This window comes from Paenibacillus curdlanolyticus YK9, assembly GCF_000179615.1.
Classification (GTDB): Bacteria; Bacillota; Bacilli; order Paenibacillales; family Paenibacillaceae; genus Paenibacillus_T; species Paenibacillus_T curdlanolyticus.
The window spans coordinates 210,684-228,301 of sequence record NZ_AEDD01000006.1 but is presented as its reverse complement, the minus strand read 5'-3'; the positions used below and the strand labels follow the sequence as shown (position 1 = coordinate 228,301).

The window sequence follows — 17,618 nt, the reverse complement described above, 5'->3', positions numbered from 1 at the left end:
ACCGATATTACGAAATTGAGACAAATCCTGATTAACCTGCTCAGTAACGCAAGCAAGTTTACGCAGAACGGTACGATCTCTCTTGAAGTGAATCGCGAGCCTCGCAAAGGGCGAACAGGTTATTGTTTTCGTGTTAAGGATACCGGGATTGGAATGTCGCCGGAACAGGTTGAAAAGTTGTTTCAGCCATTTATGCAAGCAGACTCCTCTACAACGCGCAAATATGGGGGAACGGGGCTTGGGCTTGCGATTAGTCACAGCTTCAGCGAGCTGATGGACGGATCTATTCAAGTGGAGAGTGAAATGGGCGCCGGAAGTATTTTTACCTGTTGGCTCCCGTCTTCCATGGAGGAAGAAACACAGGAGAGTGAATGGCGAACAGATGGTCTTGATTACAGGGAAGATAGCAGTCGAATTAGCATTTTACTGATTGACGATGATCCATTTAATCACCAATTGATGAAACGCTATCTGGCCAACGAAGGATGGACGCTAGCTTTCGCTTCCAATGGACAGGAAGGGTTGCAATTAGCCAGGAAGCTGCGTCCAAAAGTGATCTGTCTCGATATCCTCATGCCGAGCATGGATGGCTGGAGTGTGTTATCGGCCATTAAAAACGATCCCGAATTGCAAAGCATTCCTGTCGTTATCTGGTCTATGACCAATGATAATCATTTGGGCTACGCACTGGGCGCTTCTGAGTTTTTGACGAAGCCGATCAGCCGAGAGCATCTTATTAAGATGATGGATAAATATGTATCAAAGCGCGCGGATCATGCCGTTCTGGTTATTGAGGATGATGCAGCAACAAGTGAGTTAATGACCCGGCTGTTGCAAAAAGAAGGATATTCCGTGACTCAGGCTCCCAATGGCCGAATTGCTTTGGCGTGTATGGAGGGTGCAGCGCCCAAAATGATCTTGCTTGATCTCATGATGCCGGAGATGAACGGTTTTCAATTCATCGCTGAACTGCGCAAGCAGGAAGCCTGGAGTGAGATACCGATTGTTGTCGTAACAGCGAAATCAATAACGGCGGAAGACCGCTTGAAGCTGAACGGTTATGTGAAAGGGGTCGTACAAAAAGGGACGTTCGACCACAAAACGCTGTTGACGGAAATTCGCCGATTTATTGTAGTGGAACCACATAATTAGTGATAATCAGATGTGATGAGGTGGCTCAAAGTGCATACGATTCTTCTTGTGGAAGATAACGAATTAAATCGTGATATGCTAACCCGACGATTGAATCGAAAAGGGTTTCAAATTCTGACAGCTGAAGACGGGAAAGAGGGCGTGGATTTGGCTATCCAGCACCGTCCCGACTTGATTCTAATGGATTTGAGCTTGCCTGTTATGGATGGGTGGGAGGCAACTCGATTGCTCAAGAGTACCGATGATACGAAACAAATTCCGGTGATCGCCTTAACTGCCCATGCAATGGCGGGGGATGAAGCGGAAGCATACCGGGCAGGCTGCGACGATTTTGACACCAAACCGGTTGATCTGGAAAGGTTGCTTAATAAAATAAATGCGGCTTTAGGGCTGTAGAAAAGATAGATGAATGGAGAGCCTATAATGGAAGTCATGACAGCCAGCATTTTGATTGTAGACGATCAGGAGTATAATGTCAGTTTGCTGGAGCGAATTCTGGGGCGGGCAGGATTCAAAAATGTTTATAGCACAATGGATTCCCTTCAAGTTGAGCGTCTGCTTACGGAAGTCGCCCCGGATATTATTCTGCTTGACCTGCATATGCCGGAGATGGACGGGTTTGCGATTCTTGAAATGATTCGGGAAAAGTCAGAATCTGATGACTATCTGCCGGTGTTAATGCTAACAGCAGATTTGACGACAGAGGCCAAACAGAAAGGCTTGCAGGCGGGCGTTAACGATTTTCTAACCAAACCCTATGATCGTACAGAAGTGATTCTCCGTATTACGAATTTGCTCCGGACTCGATTTCTTCATATTCAATTGCAGCAACATAACAATCAACTCGAAGAAAAAGTGCGGGAGCGCACGAAAGAGCTGGAGCAAGCGCAAACGGAAATTTTACAGCTTCTTGGACGCGCGGCAGAATATCGTGACGATGTAACGGGTCAACACACGCAGCGGGTAGGTTTTTTATCAGGGTTAATTGCTGAACGATTAGGGCTTTCCAGACAGGAAGTCAGTATGATTCAAATGGCAGCGCCCTTGCATGATATAGGCAAAATCGGCATCCCTGATGAAATATTGCTCAAGCCGGGCAGATTTGAGCCATTTGAATTTGAACGTATGAAGTCACATACGTCAATCGGCTCCAGCATACTGGAAGGCAGTTCTTTTAAACTCTTGAAACTGGCTCAATACATCGCGCAATCACATCATGAAAAGTGGGATGGCTCCGGCTACCCTCAAGGGCTAGCAGGAGAAGAAATTCCTCTTGCGGCGCGCATTGTGGCGCTTGCTGATTTTTACGATGCATTGACGCACGAGCGTCCGTATAAGAGGGCGTGGACGAGAGAAGAAACGATTGCAGAAATAGAAGCGCAACGAGGGAAACATTTTGATCCGCAGCTAGTGGATGTATTCGTTCAGTTAATTGGCGAACAATCAAGCTAATAATCGTGGTCGGATACGATAGCACACCCCATAGGAGGAACCATGTCCTGGAGCAAAATGAAGCAGCAGCTAGAAAGCTTTCTCAGCCCCGCATTAGCGGGAAGGTTCGAATATCGTGCAACCAGCTATCGGTACTCACCCGATAAAGCAGGCCAATGTTACATCACAGTCGACAAGAAGAATGTGCTTAATATGAGCGATCAAACGACATCAATCAGGTGGTATCAGTCGGAGCTGGAGATTAAGAACGATCCCGATATCCAAATTCCGATTACTAATGAAGAAATAGATACGATTCGGCGAGAAACGAACGGAAAGGTTCCGGAGGATCGCTTGCTCGTCATGGCAAGAGGCAGGAAAATATCCGTAATTGCAAAAGAGCTTTTGTCAGCGCAGTCCGCCTTAAGCAAATCCAATTTTGTCGTTGTCGCGAATAAGTTTTTATCCAGTTCGATTGAGGACAGCATGGAGAGCAGCGATATCTTGTTGAATATTCTAGCTTTGGTGGACCGACGGATTGGGAAGAAGCGCATTTTGAGCATGTCCGAGCCAATCAAGTTAAAGCATCCGAGCGTGCAGTATTTCTACGAGATGCGGCGCAGTGCGTTGTGATTATGGTGGGTTGCCAAGCTAATTTGGATCACACGAGAAAAAACGTTTAAGCTGGGTTGCAACCGCGGGTGGCTCAGTCCTTTGCAACAGGAATTTCTGAGCCGCATTTTGTTGAAGGAGGGTGATAGAGGTTGAACGTCATTATTGCTGTGGATAAGCTTTTAGTTGAGAAAGCTGACCAGTTCTTATTTGAAGAAATGTGGAAGCCGTATGGAATGGATGAGTCAATAAGGAATGAATTAAAGCTGGAGGGGGAAGAGATCCCCTTCGTCGCAGTTGAAGAAGAAAGGGTTATCGGCGTATTTATACTAATGATAACCAAGGATGCTATCGAATTAAGGCATGCGGCCGTATCATCACAGATGCGAAGCAGAGGTATTGGTAAAGCGATATGGCAAAAAGTATTGGAGTACCTTGCAGATCATGGTAGTAATAAAGTGGAGCTGTATGCTAGAAATAGCTCTGTTCATTTTTGGCGGAAGCTTAACTTTCAAGAAGTGTCTGACTGGCTTGACCATCCGCTATTCGTTGATCATGGCATACGCTTTAAGAAAATGGAGATTTATATTCAATGAAGCATTATATTGGTGCAAGTAGCCAACGAATCTGTTATTTATATTTAGTTAAAAACATTTGAAGGAATTTCGCCATTAGAGTAGTAATAAATTTCTTTTCCTTTTTCTTTAGCATATTCAATCTCTCTTTTTTGTGCTGCTTCCAATGTAACCGTTTACATCAATCGCGAATATTTCATCATAATTATCGGTTTTTCTAAAATGAGGATTCCAAGTGGTTCGGCTTGTTTCTCAGTTATTTCAAACCCTTCGCTTTGCTCAAAAAAGGCGAGGGTAATCACAATATTCCCCTTAAGTGTAAGGAATGCATTAGCCTGATCGAATTGTTCCAAAACGCAAAAAACAAAACACGTCCCTTCTTACCATCCTCTTCGACGATGACCCTCTTGATTATTCACCAATTGGAAAATTTCTTCTCAGTCGTAATACTTTCGCCATGTTCGTTGCTGCCAAAATAAGCGAATATAGGATACGAGTGGTGTTGGAAAAACGTTTCGTTACCTAGGCTCGGATTTCAAATGGTCCGGCAGTGCCTGTCACGTTGTGAACAAGTATACTGTAACGCAGCTTCCGGCATTTCTCACACAATGTATGGGTTCAAATCCCATATCGCTAAGACAGCGATTAACTCAATTGGTAGAGTACTCGACTTCTAATCGAGATGCGAACAATCCGATCTGACCTGTTAGTGGGAATCCTCGGCCGGCCTTCGGGCAGGCGCTGATGAAGCTGCTCTGCAGCCTTGTGGGTACCGGATGGAAGAAGAAGTGCCAGGCCGCGCAATGGAAGGATGGGCGAGGGCGTGCTGAAGGAGAGTGCGTCATCATCATCTCCAACATTTCGTGTGCAGGTACAGCAATTCCATCCTTAAGCAAGGCTCCGCCTCCGAGTCAGGGGGATTTCCTTACCAAGGTCGCAAGAAGACAAGCAGGGCTTATGAAATGAGGGGATCAACAATGTTTAAAAAGATGATCGTCAAAACAGACGAGCGGGGATTACTGTTTAAGAAGGGCAGCTATGTGAAGCATTTGCAGCCGGGCGTACACCGGTTAGCTTCATTTTCCGATGATGAAATTGTGCTATTGAATGTGACGAAGCCTTTCGCCGTGCAGGGGAAGGATCTGAATTTATTTTTGCAGGATGAGCAGCTGCTCAAGGAGCTTACCGTTGTGAATGTACAAGACCATGAGTATGTGCTTCATTACGAGGATGGCAAGTTTGTTTCGCTGCTGACGCCAGGGAAATATGCGTTCTGGAACGTGCTGAAGCAGCATGATTTTACGCGAGTCGATATTCGGCAGCCGATGGTTGGTGCAGAAATAGATGAAGCGATATTTTCGAAAGTCGTAGGCTACCTCTATGCGTCCGAAGTGGCGAGCCACGAGACGGGGCTGCTGTTTTACAACAACGTGATGCAGCAGGAGCTTGCTCCGGGCAAATACTATTTCTGGAGAGGGCCTGTGCAGGCAGCTGTTAAAACCGTGGATTTGCGCCATCAGCAGCTGGATATGACGGGACAAGAAATTATGACGGAGGACAAGGTGACGCTGCGCCTAAACTTCGTCTGCCAGTACAAGATCGTTGATCCGCTGCGGGCGCTGGCGTTCAAGGCTTTCGAGGATCAAGTGTATATTCTGCTGCAGCTGATCCTGCGGGAATATGTCGGGACGTTAAAGCTGGACGACCTGCTGCGAATGAAGCAAGAGATTGCCGCATTCGTGCTTTCCCGCCTGAACGAGAAGAGCGAGGAGTATGGGGTAACATTCTCGTCCGCCGGGGTTAAAGACATTATTTTGCCGGGGGATATCAAGGAGATTTTGAACACGGTGCTGCTGGCGGAGAAGAAAGCGCAAGCGAATCTGATTACCCGCCGCGAGGAAACGGCCTCGACGCGCAGCCTGCTGAACACCGCGAAGCTGATGGACGAGAACCAGACGCTCTTCCGCTTGAAGGAGCTCGAATTCCTTGAGAAAATCTGCGAGAAGATCGGGACGATCTCACTCACTGGCGGAGGCAATTTGCTGGAGCAGCTGAACTCGCTTCTTGCCGGCGCGAAGCAGTAGTGGCGAGAGGTGGCATTAGGCAAAGTTGTTGTAACGGACACCAGAGCCGTTATTCCCCTCCAAAAGTGCTCGCTGCATTTGTAACGGACACCACAGCCGTTATTTAGCTAGTTTGCTGCCTCGTGAGGGCGATTGCGGGCAAATAGAGGCTGCTGGGTCCGTTAGCGCACAAATATGCCCGATTTTGATCAAATAAGGGCCGCTCGGTCCGTTGCTATGAACGTTTTAGTCAACTCTCCAGTATTTCCATGCAGTTTCTCAAGCACTAAGCGCGGGAGCAAATATGCGAGCGACGGTTGGCACGCTGCTATCCGTGGGTTGGTTACCACATTTTATGCCTTCGTCAAAGAGAGCGATCACAAGCTAGCAACGCACGTTCAGTTTTTCAACTTAGTGCAAACGGACCACGTGGATTCTCTCTTGAACCTTCGTTTGCTCCCGGGCCTAGTGCTCGAGATTGTTTTTCTTTCTGGCGTGTTTGAATACAGCCTAGAACTAGGCTAAATTTGTTTGGTCACAGGTGCGAGCGGCCGCCCATATAAAACCAGCCAATTCACGAGCGACTGCTCCAATTGCCACATTTTTGTGCTTATTCATTCCAAAAACAAGCCGGCGATACTTCTTATGCAATCTCTCTTGCGCTTTCCAGGACAGTAGTTGCAAGTTGGGCGGCATGCCATCTAACCGTTTTGCCAATTCCCCTTTTACCGATGGGCGGTGACGGTAACTCCAGGCAGACTCTACCAAGGCTCGCCTTAAATGAGGGTTGCCGGCTCTTGTCATGCCTCCTCTTTTTACACTTTGCCCTGTCGAGTGTTCGCGCGGAACTAAGCCTAAATAGGCCATTAATTGCGCAGGTGACCGGAAGCGCTCAAACGAGTCAATCTCGGCGGCGATTGTAATTGCCGTAAGCAAAGCGACGCCGCGCAGGGACTGCAAGGCCTGAATAATTGACGCATGAGGGCCTTGGGTGCCTAATTGGAATAGTGCTTTTTCAATTCGCGCCATGCGTTGTTCAATTTCTTCGAGGGCATGCAGCATCTCAGTAAAGCAAAATTGCAGCGCCTCTTGTTCAAAAGTAAGCTGTCCAAGCCACTCCCGATACTTTTTGGTCCACCGACGTTTTATCGTTACGGGCGGATGGATCTGGTGACGAAGCAAAAACTTCAAAATGCGTTGTGCAGCGCGGTGCTTGTCTTCTTTCGCAGCTTCACGAGTACGAACAAGGTCTCGCAATGCTTCGCTGTCACGCGATGGAACATGAATAGGCGTCAGTTCTCCTGCACGGAATAGTCGAGCGAGTTGCACCGCGTCTCGACGATCGGTTTTAATGTGATCGCCTGGTCGTTTCGGGATGAGAGAGGGAGCAATGACGACACAGCTAGCGCCCATTGTTTCAATCCAGCGATAGGTTTCGTAGCCAGTCGGCCCAGCCTCGTAACAAAACGAAAGGCTTCCCGCCGGACCTAACTCTTTGATTAGTTTTCGAAGGGCAGCCGGGGTATGCGCAACGGTTCCGTAGTAACGAGGCGCTTCTCTTCCCTCGTCAGCAATAGCAACAGAAATTTTTTCTTTGGACACATCTAAACCGATGTATTTTGTGGCAGAATGCATAGTAACAGCTCTCCTTTTGCTTGTAGCTCTGAAAATGGTGGTTTTCACACTATCCATTTTTAACCTACGACCTGAAGCAAATACGGAGAGCTGTTACTTATTTACGTTCATCATAGCTAGCATTTGATGGGTGGACGGCAACGTTGTATCAACGACTGGCTAGCTATTTTTGAAGCACGCAAAAAACAACCTCGCGCCTAAAAACGCGAGGTTGTCTTAGTAATTAGGACGATTTAGAACGCCCAATTGCCCTTGCGGAACACCGGCTCGGCCTTGCCATCCCTCGTGATGCCGTCGATGTCCATTTCGGCCGAGCCGATCATGAAGTCGACGTGCAGGATGCTTTGGTTCAGGCCGGCTTGCTCCAGCTCTTCACGCGTCATGGCAGCGCCGCCCTGCACGCAGGTTGGGTACGCATTGCCCAAGGCCAGATGGTTGGAGGCGTTCTCGTCGAACAGCGTGTTGAAGAAAATAATGTTCGAATCCGAGATCGGCGACCGATGCGGCACGAGGGCGGCTTCGCCGAGGTATCGCGAGTGCTCATCCAGATCCAGCATCGCCTTGAGCGATTCGTAGCCTTTCTCGGCTTGGAAGTCGACGACGCGGCCGTCAGCGAACGTTAGACTGAAGTTTTCGATCAGGTTGCCTTGGTAGCTTAACGGCTTCGTGCTTCGCACGACGCCGTGCGTACCGTTCCGATGCGGTGCCGTGTACACTTCCTCCGTTGGCACGTTCGGGTTGAACGTATTGCCTTGCTCGTTTTTCGAAATGCCGCCGTTCCAGAGGTGATTGTCCGGCAGCTCGATGACGAGGTCCGTGCCGGGAGCTCGGTAATGAAGCTTCTTGTACTGCTTGGCGTCGAGATAGGCGCGCTTAGCGAGCAAGAAGCTGTTATGCTCTGCCCAGGCATGTACAGGATCGTCCAGCTTGACGCGAACGGCACGGAAGATGGCTTCCCACAGCGCCTCGACGGCAGCATGCGTATCCAGCGCGGGGAAGACGAGCTTCGCCCAGTTGTCCGAAGGAGCCGCAACGATGGACCACGTCATTCGCTTCGAGGACATATATTTTCGGAACGTAGCAAGCGCAGCTGAGGAGACGCGCGAATAATCCGAGAGCCGCTTGGGATTGATATCCTTGAGCAGCTCGGGATCGTCGGACTTGATGAACAAATAAGCGCCGCCTTGCTCCGCTAATTCGTTCATCGCCTGCGCCCGCCAAGCCGGATATTGCTCGAACGCTTCGTCTGGTGCCAGACCGTACGTCAGCTTGGTAAGCTGCTCATCCTGCCATTCGACATGGACCCGCTTGGCGCCTTCTTCATAAGCGCGCTTCACGATGAGGCGCACGAGGTCCGGCGTATGGATGGGAGCATTGATCCAGAGTACTTGTCCCCGTTGAATATGGACCGCTGTTCGGACGATCAGGTCGGCGTATTTTTCCAAATCTGCAGTAGTTGGCATCGTGCATTCCTCCTTTATTAAAGAGAGTGTACCACTCTAAGGGGAGGGAACCAAGCGCCTAATGGTCGAAATTGGATAATTGGAACGATCCTCCTAGCTGCAGCACCGCCAAAACAGTTGCACCAACAACCACTTTCCCTTATATTAGTCTCAAGTGGGGGGTGTTAAACATGGTAATTCGCGATTGCCAGATTGCATCGTCTCGTGCAAAGCCTATAGAATAGGGCGATACTTTGCATGGGGCGTAACGAGGATAAGATCGCCCAAACTAGCATTGGTCGTTTCTAATAATGGGCTTTGCACCTTATTTACTTGTGTTATTACAAATAAGGAGCTGAGAACATGACAGAACCATTCATTAGAAACCATCAATATAACTTCATGAAGAAGCATGTCGATAAATTGCAGAAGGCTTGCCAAGCGGCCACTGATCCGAAGGTCGTGGAAGCGATTCGATCGAGCGCGATTTTTGAAATTCTGGAGCAATTCCCAAGTGCAGCGGATTCCCAGAAAGCATTGGTGGACCGAATAGCTGAGCTGCGATCAGCGGAGGATTGCCGGAAGTATCTGAGCGAGCTGGAGCCGTATATGCTGGAGTTCCCGCGCATACCGGAGAAGCAGATTCAGAAGCTGTTCCCCAAAGTGAAGAAGCTTAAGGCTCCTGACTTGGCATCGATCGATTATCGTTATGTGACGTACCTGAGCTGGATCGATATCGCGACGAACAAGCTGTTCATGGTGTACAACCGCGATGGACAATGGATCGGCATCGAGGGCCGGAATACGCCGACGAATAAGAAAGGCTATTGCTGCTTATGCAACCGGAGCGGGGAGCTTAGCTTGGTTACAGCGATAACCAAGACCAAACCGGCTAATGCATCGCCTGACTATTACAAAGCGGTCGGCAATTATATGTGCACGAATAGCGAAGCATGCAACAAGAACATCTCGGATGAGACGAACCTGGAACGGTTTATTCATCATGTAATAGGATAAAAGGAGGGGGCGAGCCTAGCAGGCTTGCTCCTTTTTTGTTCGGCAATGCATGCGCCAAGCCCCCAATATGCGCGGAACGCGTTGCAAATGCCCGGCTCCATCGTTTATTCTGATAGAACCATCTCATTCCTTAGGAGTTGTCCGAAAACGCTATGATAAAAAAAGAACTCGCGCATATTCGCAAGCAGCTGAAGCTGGATCACGAAATGCTATCGCTCTACGAGATTCTCAACGTGTATATTATGAAGGAAACCAACGAGATCTATCACTATGAGCGCCAGCCGTTTGCTCTTTTGGAACGGGAGAAGCAGGAGCTGTACATGGGCAATTTCAAGAAACTGCTGACTGGCGAACTGGATCAGAAGCTGTTCGAGTTAACGTTTCAGGGGGATGTGGAGGCGGGAGAGCCTTCGCGCATATTGCTGCATCAAGCGCTGGTGACCGGCGATCCGGATGAATGGCATGATTTGATGATCCTTCTGGTGGAAAAAATGCTGGCGGATACGGCCTATGAGCGGGATACGGTCATTACGTTCGTTCGCGGACAGTATTCTCGGCCGACTAAGGTTCGAAACGATGAAGCCGAGACGAGCGAGAAGGACGAGATGTTCGCCCATCCGTTCATCCTGTGCAGCGTCAATTCCACGGAGCATCACCGCAAGACGCTCATGTTCGACTATGTCGAGCGGGAGTATAAATACAATGTGTTCGTCGATCCGATTATCAAATTGAACACGCCGGAGCAAGGGTTCTTCTTCCCGAGCGTGACGGACAACTATTCGGACGTTAATCGAGTCCTGTACTGTTCGGGGAAAGCGAATGAGCCGAATTGGCATTTTATCGATAAAGTATTGAATGCCGAGAAAACCGTGACGGCGTATGAAGAGCGGACGATGTTTGAGGACATCGTGAAGGAAGTAGCGGGAGAGGTGCTCGACGCTTCGACGATTGCGCAGGTATACGAGGAAATTCACCGGGTCATCGAGGAGCATGAGGGGGAAGAGGCTCCTAAGCTGGATTATACCGATGTGGAGCGCGTGCTGACGGTGAGCGGCATAGAAAATGTGACGAAGGAAAAGGTGGAGCAAGCGTTCCAGACGGTCGCCGACGACAAATATTATGAAATGAAAGCGAGCAGCGTCATTCCGAAGTTTACTTCGAAATCGATCAAGATCGAAACGAAGGTCGCGACGATTTCGATCAGCCCGCAGGATTTGAAATATGTAAGGCAAGTGAATTTTCAAGGCAAACGATGCATCATGATCGAGGTCGACGAGGATACGATCATCGAAGGGTTTACGCTAAATACGGAGACAATGTAGCTTTTTCTTTACCGTGAACACAGCCTCGGCGCTCATGCGCCGGGGCTTTTTATCGATGCGTCCACGACGGATCTATACTATTTCAAGTAAGATCTTTAATTAGTCAAGTGCCTAATGTATGCGCTTACTTCTATAATTTTCTTAAGAAGGAGGTGGTAAGCAGCGATCACGGAATATGGCACAGGCTAAGTTATATACTGCACAGCGAGACAGGCGGCAAGTGGTATGTAGGGAAGTAGTGGCATGACCAATCAATCCAATCACTTACTTTTGGGAGGGTAAATGATGTTCAAATGGAATAAGAAGTTTTTGACGGCGGTTCTTGCAGCTTCACTTAGCTTTAGCGCGCTTGCGGCAACGACGAATGCGGCGGCAACCGATTACTGGCAAAATTGGACCGATGGCGGCGGAACGGTCAACGCGGTGAATGGATCCGGCGGCAATTACAGCGTGAACTGGTCGAACACCGGAAACTTCGTTGTCGGCAAAGGCTGGAATACCGGATCGGCTTCCCGGACGATCAACTACAATGCCGGCGTCTGGGCGCCGAACGGCAACGGCTATTTGACGCTGTATGGCTGGACGCGGAACTCCCTCATTGAATATTACGTGGTAGATAGCTGGGGCACTTATCGTCCTACGGGAACGTTCAAAGGCACGGTGACCAGCGATGGCGGCACGTACGATATTTACACGACGCAGCGAGTAAACCAGCCTTCGATTGATGGCACGGCAACGTTCACCCAATACTGGAGTGTCCGGCAGTCGAAGCGGGCGACCGGCAGCAACGTCGCGATTACGTTCAGCAACCATGTTAACGCATGGAAAAGCAAAGGCATGAATCTGGGCAGCAGTTGGTCGTATCAGGTGCTTGCGACAGAGGGCTATCAAAGCAGCGGCAGCTCGAACGTCACGGTGTGGTAATCAGAAGGCGATAGGCAGGCAGCATAGGGGCGGCTGGGTATCCGGCATCGCCCCTGGCTTTTCTTTATTTAAAGGAGACGGGTCCATGCGAAAACGATTGGTTTTTCTACTAATCGCCATGATGGCGATCGCCAGCGCTTGTTCGCAAGAAACGCTAGAGAAAGCTGAATCGCCAGCTCAGAAGGCCGACGCGGCAGTCCGGCTTGACGGTATGGTTTTCGTTGAAGGCGGGGCTTTCAAGAATGCCAAGTCCAGCTATTATGGAAAAACGGTCACCCTATCGAACTTTTATATCAGCCAATACGAGGTTACGCAGCAAGAGTGGGTTGAGGTGATGGGAAGCAATCCCTCCCAATTCAAGGGCAGCGCTTTGCCAGTCGAGATGGTCAGTTGGTATGACGCTGTGGCGTACTGCAATAAGCGGAGCATAAGAGAGGGCTTAACCCCCTATTACAATATAAACAAGAGTAAACGGGACCCGAATAACAAGAGCGAGTACGATAGTCTGAAATGGACCGTAACGATCAATGCGGGAGCGAATGGCTACCGATTGCCGACTGCAGCGGAGTGGGAATATGCCGCAGGCGGAGGCCGGAAGAGCAAGGGCTACACGTACAGCGGAAGCAATAATGCAGATGAGGTGGCCTGGTATTGGCGGAACGCTGGAGACAAGCGGTTGTTGGGCGATTGGAATTGGCCGGCGATCGAGCAGAACCACAATCAAACGCAAACGATAGGCGGCAAGAAGCCTAATGAGCTGGGACTATATGATATGTCGGGCAATGTGAGAGAGTGGGTTTGGGATTGGTACGAAGACGAGGCAGCTGGAATTGCTAGCGGCGTTTACCGGGCGCTGAAGGGCGGCGGCTGGATGGGCGACGTAACCAGCATCGAGCTAACGTATCGGGGCAAGTTCGAGGCGAATGGATTCGGCCCGGATCAAGGGTTTCGCGTGAGCCGTGGCGAGTAGGTAACGAGCGGAAGGCCGAAGTATTTTATTTTATGAAATTGAGATAGACCTAGAGTCCTATATCAAGGGCTCTTTTTTGTCGCTTTTTGTCATATTGAGGTGATAGGGTGTGCTATACTTACTTTTAGCAAATGATGAGCGTTTTGAGGGGGATGAAGGTGCGTTTGATGTGGAAGAGAGGGTTGTCCGTCATTCTAGTGATGCTGATGGTGCTGGGCGGCGTGACGGGATTGCTGGCTCCTGGGCAAGCAACGAAGTCGGCGGCAGCGGCTAACGGCAGCTGGACCTATTGCGCGGATGAAGGGGATTATTGCTATTTTCAAGGTGAGCAGGAAGTGCGGTACGGCAATGGGGATTATGCGTCTGACATCTTCATAGGGGGAGTAGATTGCTCCAATACGGTGTTCGGTGACCCGGCGCCCGGAGTTCCTAAAGTCTGCGAAGTAAGAGACGTGCAGCTGGATAGCGCAATGAAGGTAACGACTAGCGCGGACCATAAGACGGTTACGCTAACGTTCAATGTGTTTGCGAAGCAGGCTATCGCTGATTTGAAGAGCGGCATTCTTATTAAAAAAGCTAGCAACGGCAGCGTATTCGCGAATCTAGATGCGGACGACACGGTGGCGATTACGGAATCTACTGCTGCGTCGAGCAAGCTTGTCATTACGTTCAAAGATGCGTTGGCGGGCGCGGATGACAGTGTCATCAAGATTCAAGCAGGGACGTTGATGGATGAATCCGACAATCCTTACGCTTATGACGTAGAGTCGAGCAGGATCGTATTCGGAACGGGCACGCCAGATGATCCTTATGAGATTGCGACTGCGGACGATCTCAACGCGGTCCGGTATAAGCTGGATGCCAGCTATAAGCTGACTGCAGATATTGACCTGGACGTGAGTCCGTATCGAGACGGAGACGGATGGGCTCCGATCGGTACGTTGATTGCTTCGTTCGGAGGCGTTTTTGACGGCAATGGTCATGTCATAACGGGACTAACGATTAACAGGCCGAGCGAGTCTTCCGTCGGGTTATTCGGTTCCGTCTATAATGGCACAATTAGGAATGTAAAGCTGGAAAATGTGTCCGTTACAGGCGATTTGTATGTAGGCGGACTTGCCGGCATTACGCAGTTCGGAACCGTCGAGAATAGCTCTACCACGGGGAGCGTTCATGGGACCTATTTTATAGGTGGGATCGTTGGCATGAATAGCTATTACACGCCGATCCACAGCAGTTACTCCACAGCCGAGGTTACGGGATCTGCGGACATAGGTGGTTTGGTTGGCGCTAACAATGGCGGCTTGATTGACCTTAGCTATGCTACAGGCGGTGTTCATGGATTAGAGCGTGTCGGCGGATTAGCCGGCAGCAATTACTCTCTTATTGATCATAGCTATGCCACCGGAGCAGTGAGCGGAACGGTTATGAGCACGGTAGGCGGTTTAATCGGCAACGAGCTGGGGACGACAACGGCGAGCTTCCATGGCTGGGACTCGGCAGGCTTCTCCCAAGGAAGCGTCTCCGGCACGACAAAGCTGAACAATGTCGCGCTTGGCATGGAGTACAGCGTGAATAATGGGCCTTATATTCCGATTATTACAGATGTGAACAGCGCTAATGCGGTCGACAACATTGCTGCTAATGCGGGGGACATCCTTCATGTCCGCGTGAAGGTGACGCCTGCAAGCGGGACAACCTTGACGGTCGGCCTTGCGGATATTAAGTCAGCGACGGCGCCGACGGCAGCTGCGCTGGGAACGGGCACGACAGCAGGCGCGACGAAGCTGAGCAATGTCACGAGCGCGATGGAGTATCGTGTGAATGGCGGCAGCTACACGGCGATTGCGGGTACAGCGGTTGATGCGATTGGCGTCAACGCGGGAGATGTTATTGCGGTTCGGATTGCGGCAACCGCGCAGCAGCCAGCATCGGAGGCTCAAACTTTGACGGTCGGCCTTGCAGACATTAAGGCAGCGGCGGCGCCGGTGACTGCGGCTTTGGGAGCGGGAACGAACGCAGGCACAACGAAGCTGAGCAGCGTCACGAGCGTTATGGCATACAGCGTGAATGGCGGCAGCTATACGTCGATTACGGGCACAACGGTTGATGCAATTGGCGTCAATGCCGGGGATGTTATCGCGGTGCGAATCGCGGCAACTGCGCAGCAGCCGGCATCGGACATTCAAACCTTGACGGTCGGCCTTGCGGACATCCAGCCTGCGGCCGCGCCGACAACAGCGGCATTGGCCGTTGGCGCAAGCGTTGGAACGACGAAGCTGACCAACGTGACGAGCGCAATGGAGTACGCGGTGAATGGCGGCGGCTATACCGCGATCACGGATACGTCCGTAGACAATATTCGTGCGAATGCTGGCGACGTGATTGCGGTTCGCGTGAAGGCAACCGCGCAGCAGCCTGCTTCATTCGCCCAGACCCTGACGGTCGACGCTGGCAATATTAAGCTGGAGACGGTTAGCGGCGGCGGTGGATCATCAACGCCAAACCCGAATGCGGAAGAAACGCCGAGCACGGATCCGAAGCCGACGGTCAGCTTCAGCGATATTGCTGGACATTGGGCAGAGGCTAACATTAAGCAAGCAGTGAGCGACGGTATCGTGAAAGGCTTCGTAGACGGCACGTTCAAGCCGAATCGAACCGTGACGCGCGCGGAGTTTGCGGTGATGCTGACGAATGTACTGAAGCTGCAAGGCGAAGGAGCGGAGCTGGCGTTCACCGATACGGCGAGTATCGGAGAATGGGCGCAGGCCGCGATTGCGCAGGCGGTGCATGCAGGCATTATTAACGGCTATGAGGACGGCAGCTTCCGTCCAGATGCCCCGATATCACGCGCGGAGATGGCTGTCATGCTCGCGCATGCGCTTAAGCTGGCGCTGAAGCCGGGGGGCGCAACCGGCTTTGCGGATGAGCAGGCGATTCCGGCATGGGCCGTCGATGCGGTGACAGCGATCAAGAGCCTTGGACTTGTACAAGGGAAAGGCAACAATGCGTTTGATCCGAATGGGCAGACGACGCGAGCAGAGGCGGTAACGGTACTGCTGAAGCTTCGCTCCAACTAGCTAATTTAGTGATGTTGCATGAAAGGGTGTCCCAAATGCCGCGATGGCAGAGGGACACTCTTTTCTCGTTGCAGCGCTTGGCGCAATGGGTGCGTTGCAGACTGCGCGGAGTACGCTGTGCCTAAGTTCGCTTTGATGCGTGCAACAGCTTGCCCTGTGCTGCTCATTGCAGTTCGTACAATGGAATCAACTCGAACGCGGAAGTGGGAAGGTGTCATTGCATTTTGCGCAACGGGAAAGGCTGCTTTCTATGTTTTGGGCACATCGAGTGTCTTATGGATCGATTCTCATTGCACGAACTGCATGGGGAACCTTCGGAGAAGGCCGATCGTACCTTTCTCGTTGTACAAAATACAACGTCAGGGCAGCAAGGGATTTGTTCATTTCGAATGGAATGATTATTATTGAAAAGTGGAAGATTGGGATTAGCAGGTCCGGCGGACTAAAGGTTAGTGTTAGATGCTAGGATGCTAGGTGCTAGATGTTAAGCGCTAGGCGCGATTAATCTAATTTGAAACAGAAGGAGTGTTACCCTTTGAATCTGGAATCGGTGATGCAGGAGCTAGAGTCGCTCGGCAAGGAGCGTACGAAGAAAATGTATATGTCCAATGGCGCGCATGAGCCGGTGTTCGGCGTGGCGACGGGCGGAATGAAGCCGATGGCTAAGCTAATCAAACGGAATCAGCCGTTAGCGGAAGAGCTGTACGCAACGGGTAACTACGATGCGATGTACTTTGCAGGCGTTATTGCTGATCCGAAGGTGATGACGGCGGCGGATTTTGAGCGCTGGATTGATACGGCTTATTTTTATATGCTGTCCGATTATGTGGTTGCGGTCACGCTCGCAGAGACGGATATCGCGCAAGAGGTGGCGGATCGCTGGATTGCCAGCGGCGAAGAGCTGAAAATGTCTGCCGGCTGGAGCTGCTATTGCTGGCTGCTCGGCAACCGCAAGGATAGCGAGTTCTCGTCGGACAAGCTTGCCGGCATGCTTGAACTAGCGCGCAATACGATCCACGATGCGCCCGAACGCGCGAAGTATGCGATCAACAATTTTATCTATACGGTGGGCGTGAACTACGTGCCGCTTCACGATAAGGCGGTCGAGACCGCAAAGGCAGTGGGGCCGGTAGAGGTTGGCGCGGATGCGAAGACTCGCAAGCTGCTGAGCGCTTCGGATAATATTCAGAAAGCCATCGACAGAGGGCAAATCGGGTTTAAGCGCAAGCATGTACGGTGTTAATGCGTTTTTGCTGAGCATTTCAACATTCTTCGGGGTGTCGGAATGCTTTTTTGCTGCTCGTTTGCTCTAACGGACTCTAGTGCCGCTATAATGCCCAAAAAGCAAGGTTCTCTGCTGTAACGGACTCCAGCGCCGTTATTGGGTATGTAATT

General features: G+C 50.7%; 14 protein-coding genes. 12 read left to right on the top strand and 2 right to left on the bottom strand.

All coding sequences use genetic code 11. From position 1 onward, the window contains the following. The 6 genes from PAECUDRAFT_RS26125 to PAECUDRAFT_RS13250 form a co-directional block, all read left to right on the top strand. Positions 1-1,152, top strand: a 1,152-nt coding sequence (locus PAECUDRAFT_RS26125) for a response regulator (RefSeq protein WP_040712564.1), incomplete at its 5' end; no start/stop codon positions are given. Positions 1,153-1,182: 30 nt separating this feature from the next. Then, on the top strand, positions 1,183-1,548 hold the full coding sequence (locus tag PAECUDRAFT_RS13275; RefSeq protein ID WP_006038607.1) for a response regulator: 366 nt from the start codon (positions 1,183-1,185) through the stop codon (positions 1,546-1,548). A gap of 27 nt (positions 1,549-1,575) precedes the next feature. Beyond that, positions 1,576-2,604, top strand: a complete 1,029-nt coding sequence (locus PAECUDRAFT_RS13270; RefSeq protein ID WP_006038606.1) for an HD domain-containing phosphohydrolase — start codon at positions 1,576-1,578, stop codon at positions 2,602-2,604. Between the two features lie 42 nt (positions 2,605-2,646). Further along, positions 2,647-3,216, top strand: coding sequence for an SF0329 family protein (locus PAECUDRAFT_RS13265; protein WP_006038605.1), 570 nt, complete (start codon positions 2,647-2,649; stop codon positions 3,214-3,216). A gap of 131 nt (positions 3,217-3,347) precedes the next feature. Beyond that, positions 3,348-3,791 (top strand): GNAT family N-acetyltransferase, encoded by a 444-nt coding sequence (locus PAECUDRAFT_RS13260; RefSeq protein ID WP_006038604.1) that lies wholly within the window; start codon positions 3,348-3,350, stop codon positions 3,789-3,791. A gap of 956 nt (positions 3,792-4,747) precedes the next feature. Then, positions 4,748-5,854, top strand: a complete 1,107-nt coding sequence (locus PAECUDRAFT_RS13250; protein WP_040712443.1) for a slipin family protein — start codon at positions 4,748-4,750, stop codon at positions 5,852-5,854. Positions 5,855-6,349: 495 nt separating this feature from the next. On the opposite strand, the gene PAECUDRAFT_RS13240 is transcribed toward PAECUDRAFT_RS13250, so the two are convergent. After that, a complete protein-coding gene (locus tag PAECUDRAFT_RS13240) occupies positions 6,350-7,468 on the bottom strand; it encodes an IS110 family RNA-guided transposase (RefSeq protein WP_006036924.1) in 1,119 nt (372 codons plus the stop codon). A gap of 233 nt (positions 7,469-7,701) precedes the next feature. Beyond that, positions 7,702-8,931, bottom strand: a complete 1,230-nt coding sequence (locus tag PAECUDRAFT_RS13235; protein ID WP_006038602.1) for an aminopeptidase — start codon at positions 8,929-8,931, stop codon at positions 7,702-7,704. Positions 8,932-9,273: 342 nt separating this feature from the next. Here PAECUDRAFT_RS13235 and PAECUDRAFT_RS13230 point away from each other — a divergent pair, with 342 nt between their 5' ends. The 6 genes from PAECUDRAFT_RS13230 to PAECUDRAFT_RS13205 all read left to right on the top strand — a co-directional run bounded on the left by PAECUDRAFT_RS13230 (position 9,274) and on the right by PAECUDRAFT_RS13205 (position 17,466). Next, entirely contained in the window at positions 9,274-9,927 is a 654-nt protein-coding gene (locus PAECUDRAFT_RS13230; RefSeq protein WP_006038601.1) for a FusB/FusC family EF-G-binding protein, read from the top strand. A gap of 152 nt (positions 9,928-10,079) precedes the next feature. Further along, positions 10,080-11,249 (top strand): DUF4317 domain-containing protein, encoded by a 1,170-nt coding sequence (locus PAECUDRAFT_RS13225; protein ID WP_006038600.1) that lies wholly within the window; start codon positions 10,080-10,082, stop codon positions 11,247-11,249. A 285-nt stretch (positions 11,250-11,534) separates the two neighbouring features. Next, a complete protein-coding gene (locus PAECUDRAFT_RS13220) occupies positions 11,535-12,173 on the top strand; it encodes a glycoside hydrolase family 11 protein (RefSeq protein ID WP_006038599.1) in 639 nt (212 codons plus the stop codon). Positions 12,174-12,258: 85 nt separating this feature from the next. Next, positions 12,259-13,143: a formylglycine-generating enzyme family protein gene (locus PAECUDRAFT_RS13215; protein ID WP_006038598.1), complete on the top strand. Its 885-nt coding sequence runs from the start codon at positions 12,259-12,261 to the stop codon at positions 13,141-13,143. Positions 13,144-13,310: 167 nt separating this feature from the next. After that, a complete protein-coding gene (locus PAECUDRAFT_RS13210; protein ID WP_040712438.1) occupies positions 13,311-16,223 on the top strand; it encodes an S-layer homology domain-containing protein in 2,913 nt (970 codons plus the stop codon). A gap of 535 nt (positions 16,224-16,758) precedes the next feature. Next, positions 16,759-17,466: a DNA alkylation repair protein gene (locus PAECUDRAFT_RS13205; RefSeq protein ID WP_006038596.1), complete on the top strand. Its 708-nt coding sequence runs from the start codon at positions 16,759-16,761 to the stop codon at positions 17,464-17,466. Positions 17,467-17,618: the final 152 nt, after the last annotated feature.